This is a genomic window from Mesorhizobium sp. M1050 (assembly GCF_040318715.1).
In the GTDB taxonomy this organism is placed as follows: Bacteria; Pseudomonadota; Alphaproteobacteria; order Rhizobiales; family Rhizobiaceae; genus Mesorhizobium.
Map to the genome: position 1 here is coordinate 31815 of NZ_JAMYMV010000015.1, position 16038 is coordinate 47852.

Here is a 16038-nt window from a genome sequence, read left to right on the forward strand (position 1 = left end):
CGGCGCGTAGGCTGACGGAGCATCAAACGAAAAACCCGCCGGTACGGCGGGTCACTGGCGCAAATCAGCACCATGGATGAATATGTACCATAGCTGAGGTCACGAAATCAAGAAAAAATTCCTATCATGAAAAGCTACCGGCACAAAAGCTGCCGACACCGCCGAACTGGCCGTCGTCAGGTCTTTTGTTCACCTGGATTCGAAGTCCTAGATCGCTGGTTGCGGACATCGAAGCGACCGCACCGAGTGTGCTAGCTTCAGCCCATGGGCGATTCTATCGATCTTTCGACAGCCGATCTCGCTGCGCTGGCCTTCTTCCTCGTCGCGTGGCTGCTGCACACGCTTGCCTCCGACGGCAAGCTGACCAGCCGGGTGTCGCTGACCACGGCGATGAATGCACAGCGGCAAGCCTGGATGCGGACAATGGCCGAGCGCGAGATCCGCATCGTCGACACCGCCATCATGAGCGGTCTGCAGCAAGGCACCGCCTTCTTCGCGTCCAGTTCACTGATCGCGATCGGCGGCTGCTTTGCCTTGCTGGGCGCGTCCGACCGGGTTCTTGAAGTGCTCAGCGATCTGCCCCTGGGCGGCGCTCCGTCACGCGCGGCCTTCCAGATAAAGGTGTTCGGACTGGTGCTGATCCTGGCGTTTTCGTTCTTTAAATTCGGCTGGGCTTATCGGCTGTTCAACTACTGCACGATCCTGATCGGCGCCGTGCCGATCCCGCATGGCGAAGCCTCGCGCAATCCGGTTACCGAAACGGCGGTCTGGCGCGCGACACAGATGAATATGCTCGCCGGAAAACATTTCAACGCCGGCCTGCGCGGTGTGTTCTTCTCGATCGGCTATCTCGGCTGGTTCGTCGACCCCATGGTTTTCGTGTTGTCGACGCTGTTGCTGCTGGCCGTCCTGGTGCGGCGCCAGTTCTTCTCGGCGGCCAGGCAAGCGGTTATCGGTCAGCCGCCAGGAAAGGGTCGATCGATCCGCCCCGACAGCCAGTAGGCGATCAACCCGATCCATTCGCGGATCGCCACGGTGGTAGCCTGCAACGAATCGGCTGGATTGTCGCGGAACAGGCCGATGCCTTCCCGCCCCGAGGTGCGATAGTCGACCGGCCAGGGAACGGTCGCAAAGCCGGCCTTGTCGAAAAGCGCCTTGGCGCGCGGCATATGGAAGGCAGAGGTCACCAGCAGCCAGGTCTCGCCGGGCTTCGGCGTCACCAATTCCTTGCTGAAGACGGCATTCTCATAGGTGTTGCGGGATTTGTTCTCCAGGATGAGGCGATCGGCCGTCACACCCAGCGCGGTGAACAGACGAGGCGCGGTGGCGGCGTCGCCCTCGCCGTCGGGAAACAACTCGCCGGTGTCGCCCGAGACGATCACCTTGGCAGTGGGGAAGCGCCGGGCCAGAATCGCGGCCTCGACCATCCGATCGCCGCTGCTGTTAAGCTCGTAGCCGCCGCGCACTAGATTGATGGAGCCTTCAAAACCGCCGCCGAGCACGACGATGCCGTCGACCTTTTCCGGCAGCTTCGGGCGCGCAAAGCGCTCTTCCAGTGGGTTGAGCATCATGGCGCCAAGCGACGTCCAGGCTGACAGCGCAAGGATCAGAAATGCCAGCACGCAGCCGGTGACCGCCAGCCGCCGCCGGCCGATCATCGCCGCGAGCAATCCCGCCAGCAGCAGGAAGATCGCCAAATTGAGCGGTTGGATGAAAAACCAGAATATCTTGGAAAAATAGAAGAACATCGCTCATCGCTCTCGGACGAGCGGCATGCTTACCACCACTTTTCCGGCTGAAATGTGCCGGCCGCCTGCTCGATGACGGCAGCGGTCTGGAACAGGGTTTCCTCGTCGAACGGCCGGCCGATCAGTTGCAGCCCGAGCGGCAGGCCCTTGGCGTCGAGCCCGGCGGGCACGGCAATGCCCGGCAAGCCGGCCATGTTCACCGTGACCGTAAAAATGTCGTTGAGATACATCTTGACCGGATCGGCAGCCATGTCCTCATCGGCGATGCCGAAGGCCGCGGACGGCGTTGCCGGAGTCAGGATGACATCGACGCCGGCGGCGAAGACGGTCTCGAAGTCGCGCTTGATCAGATTGCGCACCTTCTGCGCCTGCAGATAGTAGGCATCGTAGTAGCCGGCCGACAGCACATAGGTGCCGATCATGATGCGGCGCTTGACCTCGCGGCCGAAGCCGGCGGCGCGGGTCTTCTCATACATGTCGACGATATCCTTGCCCGGCACGCGCAACCCGTAGCGGACGCCATCATAGCGGGCGAGGTTGGACGAAGCCTCGGCGGGGGCCACGATATAGTAGGCCGGCAGCGCGTATTTGGTGTGCGGCAGGGAAATATCGACGATCTCTGCGCCGGCCTCCTTCAGCCAGGCAATGCCCTTTTGCCACAGCGCCTCGATCTCTTCGGGCATGCCATCGACGCGGTATTCCCGGGGAATGCCGACCTTCATGCCCTTGATCGGCTTGCCGATCACCGCCTCATAGTCTGGGACGGGCCGGTCGACCGATGTCGTGTCCTTCGGATCGACGGACGCCATCGACTTCAACAGGATCGCGGCGTCGCGCACGTCGCGGGCGATCGGTCCGGCTTGGTCGAGCGACGAGGCGAAGGCGACGATGCCCCAGCGCGAGCAGCGGCCATAGGTCGGCTTGATGCCGACGGTGCCGGTGAAGGCGGCCGGCTGGCGGATCGAGCCGCCAGTATCCGTCGCCGTGGCGCCGGCGCACAGGAAGGCCGAGACCGCGGTCGCCGAGCCGCCGGAAGAACCGCCCGGCACCAGCTGCGCATTGTCCAGGCTGCGCGCGGTCCTTGTGCCGCCGGCCGAGACGAAGCCGCCGTCGCCCTGATGCGTCGTCGGCATCACCACAGTGTCGAGGCGCGAGCGCCGCCACGGGTTGATGACCGGCCCGTAATATGACGTCTCGTTGGACGAGCCCATGGCGAATTCGTCCATGTTGAGCTTGCCCAGCATGACCGCGCCGTCGGCCCACAGATTGGCGGTGACGGTCGATTCATAGCGCGGCTTGAAACCGTCGAGCACATGGCTGCAGGCCTGGGTATGGACGCCTTCGGTGCCGAACAGGTCCTTGATGCCGAGCGGGATGCCTTCCAGCGCACCGCCCTCGCCCTTCGCCAGTTTTGCGTCGGAGGCCTTGGCCATGTCGCGCGCCTTGTCGCCGGTCACCGCGACGTAGGCATTGAGGGCCGGATTGGCGCGATCGATGGCCGACAGATAGGCCTCGGTGATCTCGGTCGCGGTGATCTCCTTGCCGCGCAGCTTGGCGCGGGCTTGCGAAATCGTCAGCTGGGTCAGGTCGCTCATCAAAGGCTCTTTTCGTAAAAAACCGACCACTTGGAATCGGGATAATCCAGTACCGGGCCGCAGCGCGAAAACCCGGCACGTTCGTAGACGGTCCACGCGGCGGGATGGCGATCGCCCGTCTCCAGCACCAGGCGCGTCAGTCCCTCATTGCGCGCCAGCGCCTCGACCCGCTCGACGATCCTGGCGCCGATCTTGCGGCCGCGATGCGAAGGCCGCGTGAACATGCGCTTGACCTCGCCGATGGCGCCGTCATGGCGCTTCAGCGCGCCGCAGCCAACAGCGAGACCATCCTCGCGGGCGATGAAAACGGTCGTGTCGTCGCCGGCCATCTGCTCGACCGTCAGGTGGTAGCAGTGCTCCGGCGGCGTCAATTCGAGCAAGGTTTCGTTGAGTTCCTGGACCAGGCCGCGCACGTCGTCCTGCAGCGGCGTCTCGATGGCGATCTCGATTGCCATCGGCCCGCTACTCCACGACCTTCGGAACGAGGAAGAAATTCTCGTCGGTCGCCGGCGCGTTGGCGACAATATCGGTCGCCTTGCTGCCGTCGGTGACAACGTCCTGGCGCTTCTTCATCTCCATCGGGGTCACCGAGGTCATCGGCTCGACGCCGGAAACATCGACCTCGTTCAGCTGCTCGACGAAGCCGAGGATGGCGTTCAGCTCGCCAGTCATGCGCTCGGCATCTTCTTCATTCACCGCGATGCGGGCGAGATGCGCGACGCGCTTCACTGTTTGCAGATCGACGGACATGTTTTTGCCTCGGGGAAAACCAGTTCGGGCTATAGCGGCGCCGCGCGCGGTGCGCAACATGCATCATGCGGCAGACCGGACCGTGGTGGCGGCCCGGCTCTCGGCCATCGGTCCAAGGGCAAGGTGCTGTCTACGGCAGGGCAACGCCCTCGCACAGATAGTAGCTGCCGCTGTTGCCGCTTGCCTCGCTTTCGCTATCGGTGGGCCGAACCGACACGAGATCGACCTGCTTCGAGTTGATTTGCGTCACCGAGAGGACATCCGGAAAGACATAGCCCGGCTCCTGGCAGATTGCCGTCACCGCCCAGCTTGGCGAGGCCGTCGCCTTGCTGATCTGCATAAACTCGCAATTGTATTCGACCCCTTGCAGGCCGCGCGCCGAAAGCACGATGTTCCCCGCCTCGACAAGCGTTTGCAGCGTGTCCTTTTTGGCCTGTTTGCAAAGCTCCTCGGATTGAAGGTAGACGCCCTCGATGAAATCATCCGCGGCGAGCGCGGGCGACGCCGCGACAAACATGGACACGTAAAGAGATCGCCCCAACACCGGTTTATTCCGCCTTGGCTACTTCTAAATCGTAATCGTCTCGCCGATGTCAGGCAATGCCACCGTCACACCGGATCCTTCCAGGCCGGCCTCGAACTTATCGGCGGTCGGATCGATCATCGGAAATGTGCCGAAGTGACAGGGAACCACGGTCTCGAACTTGAAGAAGCGGCGGCAGGCAAGTGCCGCCACCGCGCCACCCATGGTGAAGCGATCACCGATCGGCACGATGCCGATCTTCGGCTCGTGCAATTCGTTGATCAGCGCCATGTCCGAGAAGATGTCGGTGTCGCCCATGTGGTACAGCGTTTTGTCCTCCGGGAAGTGCAGGACGAGGCCACCGGGATTGCCGAGATAGACGTTCTTGCCACCCTCTTCGCCAAACGAGGAGGAATGCAGCGCCTGGACGAACGTGGTGGTGAAGCTGCCGCAATCGACGGTGCCGCCGATGTTGCCGGGATTGATCTTCTTGTCGCTGACGCCCTTGCCGACCAGGTACATGCAGATCTCGAAATTCGCGACCAATTGGGCGCCGCTTTTGCCAAGCACTTCCAACGCACCGCTGATGTGGTCGCTGTGTCCATGCGTCAGCAGCACATGCGTGACGCCCTCGGCGGGCCCTTCCCAGCCGCCCGTCCAGGACGGATTGCCGATCAGGTAGGGATCGATGAGGATCTTGGCGTCAGCGGTTTCAATGCGAAAGGCCGAGTGGCCATACCAGGTCAGTTTCATGGAACGCACTCCTCGATTTTTGGCTTGCCAAAGGATAGAACGCCGATAGACCGGAGATCAAAGGGTTACAGTGTCCGTTGTGCGTTTGAGAGAACACATAGCGGTGAAGGTGAAGGACGCCGGTGGGCATTATCACGATCGAGGAATTGCCGGCGCGGTTAACCGGAGGCAAGACGCTGGCCGGGATCGACCTCGGCGATAAGACGATTGGCGTCGCGGTGTCGGACCAGGGGTTTTCCTTCGCCCATCCGCGACCAGTCATCATGCGAAGGAAATTCTCGCTCGATGCGGCGGTGCTGCTCGCCTTGCTGCAAAAGGAGAACGCCGGCGCGGTGGTGATCGGGCTGCCGATCAACATGGACGGTTCAGAAGGGCCGCGCGCGCAGAAATCGCGTGCCTTCGTTCGCAACATGGCGCAGATCAGCGACCTGCCCTTCGTGCTCTGGGATGAAAGGCTATCGACGGTCGCGGCCGAAAGAACGCTGATCGAGATGGACTTCTCGCGCCGCAAACGCGCCGGCAAGATCGATTCGGCGGCAGCCGCGTTTATTCTGCAGGGAGTTTTGGACCGGCTTCAATCGCTCCACGCATCCGGTCGAACGGACCCGGACCTGCCCAACGCCGGCTGACCCAGCCTGTGATCTCGCGACGGCGGCGGAACGCCCACAGCGCTATCAGCAGAAACCCGTCGAAGACGCAGGCCTTTGCCACCATGTCGGGGATGGTCACCGGATCGATGCCGAGCATCTGACCATAGAGCTGGAAGAAGAAGTCGTGCATCTGTCGGCTGAGCATCGTGTAGCCAAAATTGATGTCATTGGCCGACAGATAGAACCAGCCCCAGAAAATCGCCATGGGGGCCGCCCAGAATGCGAAGATGTAACGCATCAGCGGTCTCCCCCGGAATTAGAGCCTGTTCGGCCCGATATGAGTGAAAGCAGCGAATTGTGGGCCGCGGCCTTTGCCATGCCATGCGCGACGGCGCGAACCTCGCCCTCGCCCGAAGCAACTGCCGCAACCGCGGACCGCCGCTCGGCAAGCATGGCGACATAAGACGCCTGAAGTGCGGCCAACTGCACGGCGACAACCATGAACAGCCCTTTGATGCCTTGCGCGGCGCCACCGACCACGATCAGCGACAACACGCCGGACGCGCAGATGAAGGCGATCCGTGCAACGCTGTCGACGCCCTGGCTGGTAGCGTCGTTGATCAGGGTTTCGACAAAGGCCCAGAAGAACAGCACCGCCACGACGAGCAATGCGGTCGCGAGCGGCGCCACGACGACAAATTTGTCGAGGTCGATGAGCCGGCTGTCCTCGATTGTGGCTCCCAACACGCCGAGAGCCGTCACCACACCACGGCTTCCGTCGATGCAGATGAGTGCGAGCAGGGCGAAAACGATCGCCCAGTGCAAGGCCAGAAAAGAGGTCAGTACGTGTCGCATCGGCGTTCCTGCTTCGCAAAGCAAGGACCGGCCAAGTTGAACCATTCCCTGCTTTCGCCGGGACAGTGGGCCCTGCCGCTCGACACCGCAACGGAAACCATTTGTTAAGGTTAACGGCGATTAGCCATGCGCATGGGAATGCCCGCCGACGCATCAAACGCCGGTTCTTGCGAGGTTCGCCGCTCAATTCACCGGTGGATAGAGGGTATCGATGATCATGCGCGCATCGTGGCGCGAATCGAGCATGCCATAGGTATTGCGCCATTGGCCGGCCAAACGCGTCTCGACGAAAGCATCTGCGATCCGCCCTGCCCCGAGACGGCGCAACTCCGCTGCCGCAGCCGACAGCGCCAGTTGTTCGGTAAGCAGACGGGCCGAGCCCTCATCGGTTGACGCAACCTGCATCGCCGCCTTCAGCACGCCGATCGTGCCGCGTCCGCCAGTGCCGAGGTCGCGGTCGATGCCGGCCAGCACGTCCTCGAACAGGCCAGGCGCGCGGCCAAGCACGCGCAGCACGTCGAGCGCCATGACATTGCCCGAGCCTTCCCAGATCGCGTTGACCGGGGCTTCGCGATAATAGCGGGCGAGCGGCGCCTCCTCGACATAGCCATTGCCGCCGAGACACTCCATCGCCTCGTAGAGCAGCGGCGGCGCGATCTTGCAGACCCAGTATTTGACGACGGGCGTCATGGCGCGGGCAAAGGCCGCTTCACCGCGATCGCTCGCCGCCTCGTCGAAGGACCTCGCCAGTCGGAACGACAGCGCGGTGGCTGCTGCCACGTCGAGCGCCATATCGGCCAGCACGCGCTGCATCAAGGGTTGCTCGATCAGTGTCGAGCCGAACACCTGTCGGTGGCGCGCGTGATGAACGGCCTCGGCGAGGCCCGCACGCATGATCGCCGAGGACGCGATGGCACAATCCAGCCGGGTCAGGGTGACCATGTCCATGATCGTCTTCACGCCGGCACCCGGTTCGCCGACCATCTCGCCTATGGCGTTGACGAATTCCACTTCGGAGGACGCGTTGGAACGGTTGCCGAGCTTGTCCTTCAGCCGCTGAAAACGGAAGCCGTTGCCCGACCCGTCACCGAGAACGCGCGGCACCAGAAAGCACGACAATCCCTCCGGCGCCTGCGCCAGCACCAGGAACGCGTCGGACATCGGCGCCGACATGAACCATTTGTGTCCGGTCAGGCGATAAAACCCGCTGCCGGCACGTTCCGCCCTTGTCACATTGGCGCGCACATCGGTGCCGCCCTGTTTCTCGGTCATGCCCATGCCGAGTGTCAGCCCGGTCTTCTCGACCGGCGGCTTTTGGCTGTGGTCGTATTTGCGCGTCGTCACACGCGGCGCCCATTCGCGAAACAGTTTTGGGCTGGCCATCAAAGCCGCCAGCGAGGCGTTGGTCATGGTGATGGGGCAGAGATGCCCGGTCTCGAGCTCCGCCGTCAGATAGACCCGGGCGGCACGGACCTGATGGCGGCGGCCGATCTCGGCGTCGCCGTTTTCCCAGACCGAGGAATGCAGCCCGTTGGCCACCGAGCGGCGCATCAAGGCGTGGTAGGCGGGATGGAACTCGACCACATCGATGCGCCGTCCCTGGCGATCATGCGTCCTGAGCTTCGGCGTCTCGACATTGGCGAGCCGGGCCAGTTCCTGCGCCTCTTGCGTCAGCACGAACCGGCCGAGCCCGTCGAGATCCTTGCGCACCGGATCGGAAAAACGTTCCGCGAGCTGGATCAGCAACGGATCGCCCCGCCAGGCGTTGCCGCCCGTCAGCGGCGGCGGCTGGTTCGTCACGTCGTCGGTCACGCCCAATCCTTCTATCGGCAGAAAGGCCCTTCTCGTCAGAAAGCCACGAATCCGAAGCCGTCGGCTAGATATAGCCCAAGCCATGCGGCGCGCGCGATGAAAATACCGGCCGATTTAATCGGCCATCTACACGAAAAAATTGAGGAGAACGGCTCCAATCCAAAGCTGGCGCTTGCAGCCGCAAAATCTCCACCCTATAGCAGCGCCTTGAGATGACCGACGCCTCGTCCCTGCCACCCTACCCTCACCGCCATCTTCTGGGCATCCGCGATCTTTCCCCCGCCGACATAGAGCTATTGCTCGACCGTGCGGACCGCGCGGTCGCGATCTCGCGGCAGTCCGAGAAAAAAACCTCGACGCTGCGCGGCCGCACCCAGATCAACCTGTTCTATGAAGCGTCGACGCGTACGCAGTCGTCGTTCGAACTGGCCGGAAAGCGGCTGGGCGCCGATGTCATGAACATGTCGGTGGCGAGCTCCTCGGTGAAGAAGGGCGAGACGCTGATCGACACGGCGATGACGTTGAACGCCATGCGCCCCGACATCCTGATCATCCGCCACCAATCGGCCGGCGCTGCAGCCCTTCTGGCGCAGAAGGTCGGTTGCTCCGTCGTCAATGCCGGCGACGGCGCGCATGAGCACCCGACACAGGCACTGCTCGACGCACTGACCATCCGCCGCGCCAAAGGCCCGCTGTCGAAGCTGATCGTGGCGATCTGCGGCGATATCCTGCACTCGCGCGTGGCGCGCTCGAACATCATGCTGCTCAACGCGCTTGGCGCGCAGGTGCGCGTCGTCGCACCGTCTACGCTGCTGCCGTCGGGCATCGAGAAGATGGGCGTGATCGTCACCCGCTCGATGGCCGAGGGCCTCAAGGGCGCCGACGTGGTGATGATGCTGCGCTTGCAGCGCGAGCGCATGGAGGGCTCCTTCGTGCCTTCGGTGCGTGAATATTTCCGCTATTTCGGCCTCGATGCCGAGAAGTTGAAGGCTGCCAAGGACGACGCGCTGGTGATGCACCCCGGTCCGATGAACCGCGGCGTCGAGATCGCCTCGGAAATCGCCGACGGTCCGCAGAGCGTCATCCAGGAACAGGTCGAGATGGGCGTTGCCGTACGCATGGCCGTCATGGAAGCCCTGCTCGACCCCCGTCGCAATCAGGAGGGTCGCAATCAAGAGGGCCGTGTCGCATGAGCACAACGGTCTTTGAGCGCGCCCGCATCGTCGACCCCTCGCGCGGTATGGACGAAGTCGGCACCGTCATAGTCGATGGCCGCAAAATCGTTGCCGCCGGCAAGGCGGCGCTGAACCAGGGCACGCCCGAGGGCGCTATCGTCGTCGACTGCGCCAGCAAGGCGATCATTCCAGGCCTGATCGACGGCCGCGTCTTCATCGGCGAACCAGGCGGCGAGCATCGCGAGACCATTGCGTCGGCAAGTGTCGCGGCGGCAGCCGGCGGCGTCACCTCTATCGTCATGATGCCCGACACCGATCCGGTGATCGACAATGTGGCGCTGGTCGAGTTCGTGCTGCGCACCGCCAAGGAGACGGCAAGCGTCAACGTCTTTCCGGCGGCGGCAATCACCAAGGGCCTCGACGGGCGCGAAATGACGGAGTTCGGCCTGCTGCGCGAAGCCGGCGCCGTCGCCTTCACCGATGGCCGCCACACCATATCGAGCGCGCTGATGATGCGCCGAGCGCTGACCTATGCACGCGACTTCGGCGCCACCATCGTGCATGAGACGCAGGACGCCGACCTCGGCTCGTCCGGCGTGATGAATGAAGGCCTCTACGCCAGCTGGCTCGGCCTCTCCGGCATTCCGCGTGAAGCCGAATCCATCCCGCTGGAACGTGATCTTGCCCTTGCGCGGCTGACGCGCGGCTCCTATCACGCGGCAAAGATCTCGACGGCGATGGCGGCAAACGCCGTGACGCGTGCGAAAGCCGACGGTGCTGCCGTGACATCAGGCGTCGCGATCCACAATCTGTCGCTGAATGAAAACGACGTCGGCGAATACCGCACCTTCTTTCGCCTGACGCCGCCCTTGCGCGCCGAGGAAGACCGGCTGGCTATGATCGAGGCAGTCAGGGACGGCACGATCGACATCATCGTCTCCTCACATGATCCTCAGGATGTCGACACCAAACGCCTGCCCTTCGCCGATGCGGCGGCCGGTGCCATCGGGCTCGAAACCCTGTTGGGCGCGGCATTGCGGCTCTACCACAATGGCGACGTGCCGTTGCTGAGGCTGGTCGAAACCTTGTCCACCGCCCCGGCGAGATTGTTCGGACTGCCCGGCGGCACGCTGAAGCCGGGCGCTGTCGCCGATCTTGCGCTTGTCGATCTCGACGAACCCTGGATCGTCAGCGAGAGCGGCATTCGTTCGCGCTCGAAAAACACCTGTTTCGAAGGCGCGCGGCTGCAAGGCAAGGTCTTGCAAACGCTGGTGGCGGGCCGCACAGTGTTTTCCGTCTGAGCCGGCCACCGCGCGCCTGATCCGGCCAGCTTGGGGGAAACGCGGGGGAACAATGACTTACAGCCTTATCCTAGCTCTCGTGTTCGGCTATTTGCTCGGTTCGATTCCGTTCGGACTTCTGCTCACCCGCGCGGCCGGCCTTGGCGATGTGCGCAAGATCGGCTCCGGCAACATCGGCGCCACCAATGTTCTGCGCACCGGCAACAAGGGCCTTGCCGCCGCGACGCTGCTGCTCGACGCACTGAAGGGCACGGCCGCCGTGCTGATATCAGGCCATTTTTCGCCTGAACTGGCGATCTGGGCAGGCCTTGGCGCCTTTCTCGGCCATCTCTTCCCGGTATGGCTGGGTTTCAAGGGCGGCAAGGGCGTCGCCACCTATCTCGGCGTGCTGATCGCCCTCGCCTGGCAGGTAGCGCTGATCTTCGCCATCGTCTGGCTGGTGATGGCATTCCTGTTCCGATATTCCTCGCTGGCGGCGCTGACGGCAGCCGTCGTCGTGCCGATCGCCCTCTATCTCTTCAGCACGCCGCAGAATGCCGCCCTGTTCGTGGTGATGAGCATCATCGTCTTTATCAAGCACCGGGAAAACATTTCGCGCCTGCTTGCCGGCACCGAGGGCAAGATCGGAGCCAGGGAGTGAGCGAGCCGGCTGCCGGGCCGCGCCTCAGCGACCGGCAGCGGCTGAGCTGGCTGCGGCTGATCCGCACCCAGAATGTCGGCCCCGCCTCTTTTCGCGACCTGATCAACCGCTTCGGTTCAGCCGAAGTGGCGCTCGAAATACTGCCGGAGCTGATGATTTCAGGCGGCGCCAAACGCATCGCCCGCATTCCTTCCATTACCGAAGCCGAGGCCGAATTGGAAACGGCCAGAAAGGCTGGCGCGCGCTTTGTCGGCATCGGTGAGACAGACTATCCGCCGCTTTTGCGCAACATGGACAATCCGCCACCGCTGCTGGCGGTCAAAGGCAATGCCGCAGTGTTCCGGCTGCCGGGGGTCGCCATCGTGGGCGCCCGCAACGCATCGCTGGCCGGCATCAAGATGGCGCGCATGCTGGCGGCGGAACTCGGACGCGACGGCTACGCAATCGTCTCCGGCCTGGCGCGCGGCATCGACACGGCGGCGCATCAGGGCAGTCTTGCGACCGGTACGATCGGTGTTCTGGCTGGTGGCCTCGACCTGCCCTACCCGCCCGAAAATGCCGGCTTGTGCGAGGAAATCGCTGAGCGCGGCGCCGTCATATCGGAAATGCCGTTCGGCTGGCAGCCGCGCGCACAGGATTTCCCGCGCCGCAACCGCCTCGTCGCGGGCGCGGCCCTTGGGCTGGTGGTTGTCGAGGCAGCACAACGCTCGGGATCGTTGATCAGCGCCAGGCTCGCGGGCGAAATGGGCCGGCTGGTCTTCGCCGTCCCGGGCTCACCGCTCGACCCACGCGCCGCCGGCACCAACGGCCTGCTCAAGGACGGCGCCACCCTGGTCACCGAGGCATCGGACATTTCCAGGGCGATTGCCCCGCTGACCGGCATGCGGGCGCCCGACGTGCCGCCGTTCGAAGAGCCGCCCGACTTATCGGTCACGCCGCCGCCCGGCGAAAGCGATCGCGCCCGAGTCATCGAGGCGCTCGGCCCGACGCCCGTGCCGATCGACGAGATCATCCGCCACACCGCCCTGCACCCGGCCCAGGTCTTCATGGTGCTGCTGGAACTCGACCTCGCCGGCCGCCTCGAGCGACATGCAGGAGGCAACGTTTCGCTGGTGTTCGAAGGCTCCTGAAGGGCAGCTTGGCCCCTGATCCGCTCGGCGCTCGTCACCGCTGCATGCAGACAGGTCTATACAAGGTCCAGTCTATTTGGATTGCCGCGTTCCCCTTTGAAACGATCTGCCCATTCGAGACTGATCGAATCTCGCTGTTGTTGGATCCCAACGCTGATGGAATCCGGGCTGCGTTGAAGCGCCACGCCCATCATGTCCGCGACCTGACGGACGGCATACGGTGGAGTTTCGACTATCGACTCGTATTCGAGCCGGAGAGGGCTAATCCCGGTTCGGGCAAAAAACATCTCCCAGCGCGCCCTTTCCCGGACCAGCGCGTCGAGTTGCCTCTGAATCAGCTCAGCATCGAACACCGCTGTTTGACTCGATTGCTGAGTCGATCGGTACTGACTGGTCTGGAGAGCTCTCGCCCAGGATATAGCCTGCCCGAGAAGGTCTCGCCTCGAAAGAAAGATGAACTGGAGATTCGGAAGCGCATCGAACCAGTCGATCTGTCCTGAAATCCAATCATGCTGGTGAGCAAAGATTTTCAGACCGTAGATACGATTGGGAGTTGCGCCCATCGTGAGAATTTTTTCGACCTGCCCGACTACATTTTCGGGAAAGTCTGGATCGTCGAAAAACCGGCGCCCCCGCCAATTGAAATATTCGAGCGGGTGTCCAAGCACACCAGTGCCACTGAGATGCTGGCACAGGAAATTACTGCCAGATCTCGGCGATGTGCAAATTGCGTAGCCGCGTAAGTCGTCACACACCCTTCAACCTCGCCTGCGAGCCCGAAGAAACATTTTTCTCATAAGCAGCGGGATCATGCCGTTGTAGAGCCGTTTCGTCTCGCTGACGAAACTTGAAAGGCTCGAAAGCTCCTTGTCAATTCGATGCAATGCAGCCCGGTTGTCCTGAGCCGCACTGTTGAGCGAAATGGAGACATCCAGGATCGGGCCAATTTTTCCAATTTCCGGTCCAATGGATCCGACCTGTTTTCCAAGCTCCGTCAACGCTGCGATGTTGCTCTCCAACGTTTTTGTGTTTGATCGCAGCAATTCCACAAGCGCGGCCTGATCTGGCGAAGTCTGCCATCCATGCATCTCCTTCACGATGGCGGCCCATCTGCGCGGCGGAAGCGATACGCCGATTTCCTCGATCCAGCACGCGGTGGCCAGCGAGCGTTCGTCAGCGGTCGTATCCGTATCGGCCTCAATGGACTGATTGTAGACCCTGAGATGCTCATCGACGAAGTGCGAGATATCAGCCACTTCGCGAAAATAGGCGGAAACCTTGGCGGCATCGCCGGCATCAAACCGCGAGATCGCTTCCATCAGATTTGTGACGGTGGTCGGCTTGGTCAAAAGGCCAACGCCTAGGTTCATTTGCCGCCATGCCTTCATGTTTGCCGTATCCAGCAAGCCGGCGAAGCCACGCGCGTCGCAGACGGCGACTGAGCACCCCACCGCGGCGGCTTCAATGGCCATACGGGCGGTTGCAAACACGATGTCGTATTCGAGCAAATCCTTTTCGAGTTGATGAGAAAAGCGTCCTGTAGCCGGACCCAACTCATCCAGGTGAACGTTGCTTTTCGAGCAGGCTTCGCGCACTGCCTGCTGGTGTTCGAAATTCTTGGTCAGCAGCAGCCCTCTGGCGGGTCTGGAAGGCAGCGGCAGGCGGGGCTTGAAACGTTGAAGGTCGACCGCGTTGTAGATGAGGTCCAATTTGTCAGCCGGTACGCCGCGTGACAGGCATTTGGCCTTGCAGGCTTCATCGACCGCGATCCAGCGGCGTATCTGTGGATGAAGCATGGGAGCTTCGACTTCGAAGAAAGCGCTGTGGCAGGAAAACACGGCTGGCACATCGGGAAACCGCGCCAGCGCGGTCAGGCAAGGCGTCAAATGTTGGCCATGGATGATGTCGGGCTTTTCGACGATTTCTGCAATCCGGTCGACCACATGGTGTCCTCGTCGGCGCATTCTGTCGGCCATATCGCCAAGGGTTGGAGCCAGCACCATGGTTTGATGACCGGCACCGCGAAGCCCGTCGGCCAGCAATTCGACAACGGCTTCGGTACCGCTGTTTTGCGACGCGAACAGATTGGTAATGAGAACCCGCAATGCCGCCTCCTTAGCTGTTTCGCAAGCGCATTGGCTGCGAGGATAACAGATGCTAGGCAGCGTTCTTAGTTTGAAGGCATTGACCCGACAAGCTTGTACAAAATTGAACCGCGCCAACTCGATGTTGGGAACCTTTGATGCCTAGTCGCCTTGATGCGATCCAAGGCGCGGATGTGTGCCGAAACCCGGATTGGAGCCGTAGCTTGTCCGAAAAGTTGCAATATGTGCTGATCCTTGCACATCCCGGGCATGAGCTTAGGATTCATCACTGGCTTGAGCTCAAGAAACCGCGAATCTACCTTTTGACGGATGGTTCAGGCGGCCGCCACTCTGCCCGAACCCAATATTCACGCGACGTGGTGGAAGCTGTTGGCGCAACCGCTGGGGCGGTGTTTGGCGATATTCCGGACGCCGCCTGGTATAAAGCGCTGTTGGCTAGGGACTGTGGAGTCTTTGCCGATGTGCTGGCGAGAATCAACCTCGATGTGTCTGATATGAAGGACGTGCAAATCGTCTCGGACGCGGTCGATGGCTACAATCCGATGCACGATCTGGCATATGCATTCGGCAATGCCCTCAATAGGCTGCTGCAAAGCACACGGCCAGGGCGCAAGCAGCTTTGCACTGCCGCAGTCCCCAATGTGCCGGGGGTTATCGAAGTGGAAACTCAACTGGATTCGGCTGCTCGCACCAGGAAGATGGCTGCGGTCAAAGCCTATACGCCATTGGCGGATGAAGCGCGCCAGATTCTGGATCGGGATCCGCAGTGCTTCGACAGAGAATTCCTCATCTCGCAGCACTTTGACTGGGATGCGCCTTGGACGCCGGAGTGGGAGCGAATTGGCAAGGAGCGCGTGGTGAACAAGGTTTACGACAGGTGCATTACCTACAAGGAAAATGTGCAGCCTGTTGCCCAGCGACTCGTGTCGGGAAACGCCACAAGGCACAAGTAGCGGAGAGCCCAGCCCTCCGTCTTCCAGACGATCTGTGAAGGGCCCGACCATCACCATCCAGCAGCCCTTGAAAAAACGCACCAACCAGATTTACAACTGACATGTTAG

At 62.2% G+C, this 16038-nt stretch carries 18 protein-coding genes; 7 read left to right on the forward strand and 11 right to left on the reverse strand.

The annotated features are described in order from the left end of the window. Nucleotides 1–264 precede the first annotated feature (264 nt). Nucleotides 265–1002 carry a DUF599 domain-containing protein gene (locus tag NKH57_RS11535; protein WP_352606216.1) on the forward strand — a complete coding sequence of 246 codons (738 nt, stop codon included), beginning with the start codon at nt 265–267 and terminating at the stop codon, nt 1000–1002. Here NKH57_RS11535 and NKH57_RS11540 read toward each other — a convergent pair. The 6 genes from NKH57_RS11540 to NKH57_RS11565 form a co-directional block, all read right to left on the reverse strand. Next, nucleotides 957–1748, reverse strand: a complete 792-nt coding sequence (locus tag NKH57_RS11540) for a YdcF family protein (protein ID WP_352944287.1) — start codon at nt 1746–1748, stop codon at nt 957–959. The two genes, NKH57_RS11535 and NKH57_RS11540, sit on opposite strands and share 46 nt — an antisense overlap. Nucleotides 1749–1777: 29 nt before the next feature. Next, a complete protein-coding gene (locus NKH57_RS11545) occupies nt 1778–3343 on the reverse strand; it encodes an amidase (protein ID WP_352831873.1) in 1566 nt (521 codons plus the stop codon). Further along, nucleotides 3343–3798: a GNAT family N-acetyltransferase gene (locus NKH57_RS11550; protein ID WP_352606210.1), complete on the reverse strand. Its 456-nt coding sequence runs from the start codon at nt 3796–3798 to the stop codon at nt 3343–3345. Before NKH57_RS11550 ends, NKH57_RS11545 begins: the two co-directional genes overlap by 1 nt. A gap of 7 nt (nt 3799–3805) precedes the next feature. Then, the gene (gatC, locus tag NKH57_RS11555; protein WP_023759273.1) at nt 3806–4093 is read right to left on the reverse strand and encodes an Asp-tRNA(Asn)/Glu-tRNA(Gln) amidotransferase subunit GatC; all 288 of its coding nucleotides are present in this window, start codon (nt 4091–4093) and stop codon (nt 3806–3808) included. Between the two features lie 130 nt (nt 4094–4223). Next, a complete protein-coding gene (locus NKH57_RS11560; RefSeq protein WP_352944362.1) occupies nt 4224–4610 on the reverse strand; it encodes a hypothetical protein in 387 nt (128 codons plus the stop codon). 51 nt (nt 4611–4661) lie between these two features. Then, a complete protein-coding gene (locus NKH57_RS11565) occupies nt 4662–5369 on the reverse strand; it encodes a metal-dependent hydrolase (RefSeq protein WP_023759275.1) in 708 nt (235 codons plus the stop codon). Nucleotides 5370–5491: 122 nt separating this feature from the next. Between NKH57_RS11565 and ruvX the strand changes: the two genes are divergently transcribed. Continuing rightward, a complete protein-coding gene (gene ruvX / locus NKH57_RS11570; RefSeq protein WP_023759276.1) occupies nt 5492–5998 on the forward strand; it encodes a Holliday junction resolvase RuvX in 507 nt (168 codons plus the stop codon). Here ruvX and NKH57_RS11575 read toward each other — a convergent pair. The 3 genes from NKH57_RS11575 to NKH57_RS11585 all read right to left on the reverse strand — a co-directional run bounded on the left by NKH57_RS11575 (nt 5916) and on the right by NKH57_RS11585 (nt 8626). Continuing rightward, nucleotides 5916–6257 carry a DUF6105 family protein gene (locus NKH57_RS11575; protein WP_352944291.1) on the reverse strand — a complete coding sequence of 114 codons (342 nt, stop codon included), beginning with the start codon at nt 6255–6257 and terminating at the stop codon, nt 5916–5918. The two genes, ruvX and NKH57_RS11575, sit on opposite strands and share 83 nt — an antisense overlap. After that, complete coding sequence (locus NKH57_RS11580) at nt 6257–6814, reverse strand: hypothetical protein (RefSeq protein WP_352944293.1); 558 nt, start codon at nt 6812–6814, stop codon at nt 6257–6259. Before NKH57_RS11580 ends, NKH57_RS11575 begins: the two co-directional genes overlap by 1 nt. 183 nt (nt 6815–6997) lie before the next feature. Beyond that, nucleotides 6998–8626: a DNA alkylation response protein gene (locus NKH57_RS11585; RefSeq protein WP_352944295.1), complete on the reverse strand. Its 1629-nt coding sequence runs from the start codon at nt 8624–8626 to the stop codon at nt 6998–7000. A gap of 212 nt (nt 8627–8838) precedes the next feature. Here NKH57_RS11585 and NKH57_RS11590 point away from each other — a divergent pair, with 212 nt between their 5' ends. The 4 genes from NKH57_RS11590 to dprA are packed head-to-tail and all read left to right on the forward strand — an operon-like array spanning nt 8839 to nt 12872. Continuing rightward, the gene (locus NKH57_RS11590) at nt 8839–9819 is read left to right on the forward strand and encodes an aspartate carbamoyltransferase catalytic subunit (RefSeq protein WP_352944297.1); all 981 of its coding nucleotides are present in this window, start codon (nt 8839–8841) and stop codon (nt 9817–9819) included. Then, nucleotides 9816–11102 (forward strand): dihydroorotase, encoded by a 1287-nt coding sequence (locus NKH57_RS11595; protein ID WP_352944299.1) that lies wholly within the window; start codon nt 9816–9818, stop codon nt 11100–11102. Before NKH57_RS11590 ends, NKH57_RS11595 begins: the two co-directional genes overlap by 4 nt. A gap of 52 nt (nt 11103–11154) precedes the next feature. Beyond that, the gene (gene plsY / locus NKH57_RS11600) at nt 11155–11742 is read left to right on the forward strand and encodes a glycerol-3-phosphate 1-O-acyltransferase PlsY (protein ID WP_352944301.1); all 588 of its coding nucleotides are present in this window, start codon (nt 11155–11157) and stop codon (nt 11740–11742) included. Next, on the forward strand, nt 11739–12872 hold the full coding sequence (dprA, locus tag NKH57_RS11605) for a DNA-processing protein DprA (RefSeq protein WP_352944303.1): 1134 nt from the start codon (nt 11739–11741) through the stop codon (nt 12870–12872). The genes plsY and dprA overlap by 4 nt, the downstream gene beginning before the upstream one ends. Nucleotides 12873–12928: 56 nt before the next feature. Here the strand turns inward: dprA and NKH57_RS11610 are convergent, their stop codons facing one another. Together NKH57_RS11610 and NKH57_RS11615 are read right to left on the reverse strand one after the other, a co-directional pair. Next, nucleotides 12929–13627 carry a Stf0 family sulfotransferase gene (locus NKH57_RS11610; RefSeq protein ID WP_084025411.1) on the reverse strand — a complete coding sequence of 233 codons (699 nt, stop codon included), beginning with the start codon at nt 13625–13627 and terminating at the stop codon, nt 12929–12931. A gap of 3 nt (nt 13628–13630) precedes the next feature. Beyond that, entirely contained in the window at nt 13631–14977 is a 1347-nt protein-coding gene (locus NKH57_RS11615; protein ID WP_023759284.1) for a glycosyltransferase, read from the reverse strand. 203 nt (nt 14978–15180) lie between these two features. Between NKH57_RS11615 and NKH57_RS11620 the strand changes: the two genes are divergently transcribed. After that, nucleotides 15181–15930 (forward strand): hypothetical protein, encoded by a 750-nt coding sequence (locus NKH57_RS11620; protein WP_245266604.1) that lies wholly within the window; start codon nt 15181–15183, stop codon nt 15928–15930. Nucleotides 15931–16038: the final 108 nt, after the last annotated feature.

Excerpts from the sequence above, each read along its gene's own strand:
- NKH57_RS11590 (WP_352944297.1), top strand. The coding sequence starts at position 8,839 with ATGACCGACGCCTCGTCCCTGCCACCCTACCCTCACCGCCATCTTCTG.
- NKH57_RS11535 (WP_352606216.1), top strand. The coding sequence starts at position 265 with ATGGGCGATTCTATCGATCTTTCGACAGCCGATCTCGCTGCGCTGGCC.
- NKH57_RS11565 (WP_023759275.1), bottom strand. The coding sequence starts at position 5,369 with ATGAAACTGACCTGGTATGGCCACTCGGCCTTTCGCATTGAAACCGCT.
- NKH57_RS11550 (WP_352606210.1), bottom strand. The coding sequence starts at position 3,798 with ATGGCAATCGAGATCGCCATCGAGACGCCGCTGCAGGACGACGTGCGC.
- NKH57_RS11595 (WP_352944299.1), top strand. The coding sequence starts at position 9,816 with ATGAGCACAACGGTCTTTGAGCGCGCCCGCATCGTCGACCCCTCGCGC.
- gatC (WP_023759273.1), bottom strand. The coding sequence starts at position 4,093 with ATGTCCGTCGATCTGCAAACAGTGAAGCGCGTCGCGCATCTCGCCCGC.
- NKH57_RS11575 (WP_352944291.1), bottom strand. The coding sequence starts at position 6,257 with ATGCGTTACATCTTCGCATTCTGGGCGGCCCCCATGGCGATTTTCTGG.
- NKH57_RS11560 (WP_352944362.1), bottom strand. The coding sequence starts at position 4,610 with ATGTTTGTCGCGGCGTCGCCCGCGCTCGCCGCGGATGATTTCATCGAG.
- plsY (WP_352944301.1), top strand. The coding sequence starts at position 11,155 with ATGACTTACAGCCTTATCCTAGCTCTCGTGTTCGGCTATTTGCTCGGT.
- NKH57_RS11540 (WP_352944287.1), bottom strand. The coding sequence starts at position 1,748 with ATGTTCTTCTATTTTTCCAAGATATTCTGGTTTTTCATCCAACCGCTC.
- NKH57_RS11545 (WP_352831873.1), bottom strand. The coding sequence starts at position 3,343 with ATGAGCGACCTGACCCAGCTGACGATTTCGCAAGCCCGCGCCAAGCTG.
- NKH57_RS11580 (WP_352944293.1), bottom strand. The coding sequence starts at position 6,814 with ATGCGACACGTACTGACCTCTTTTCTGGCCTTGCACTGGGCGATCGTT.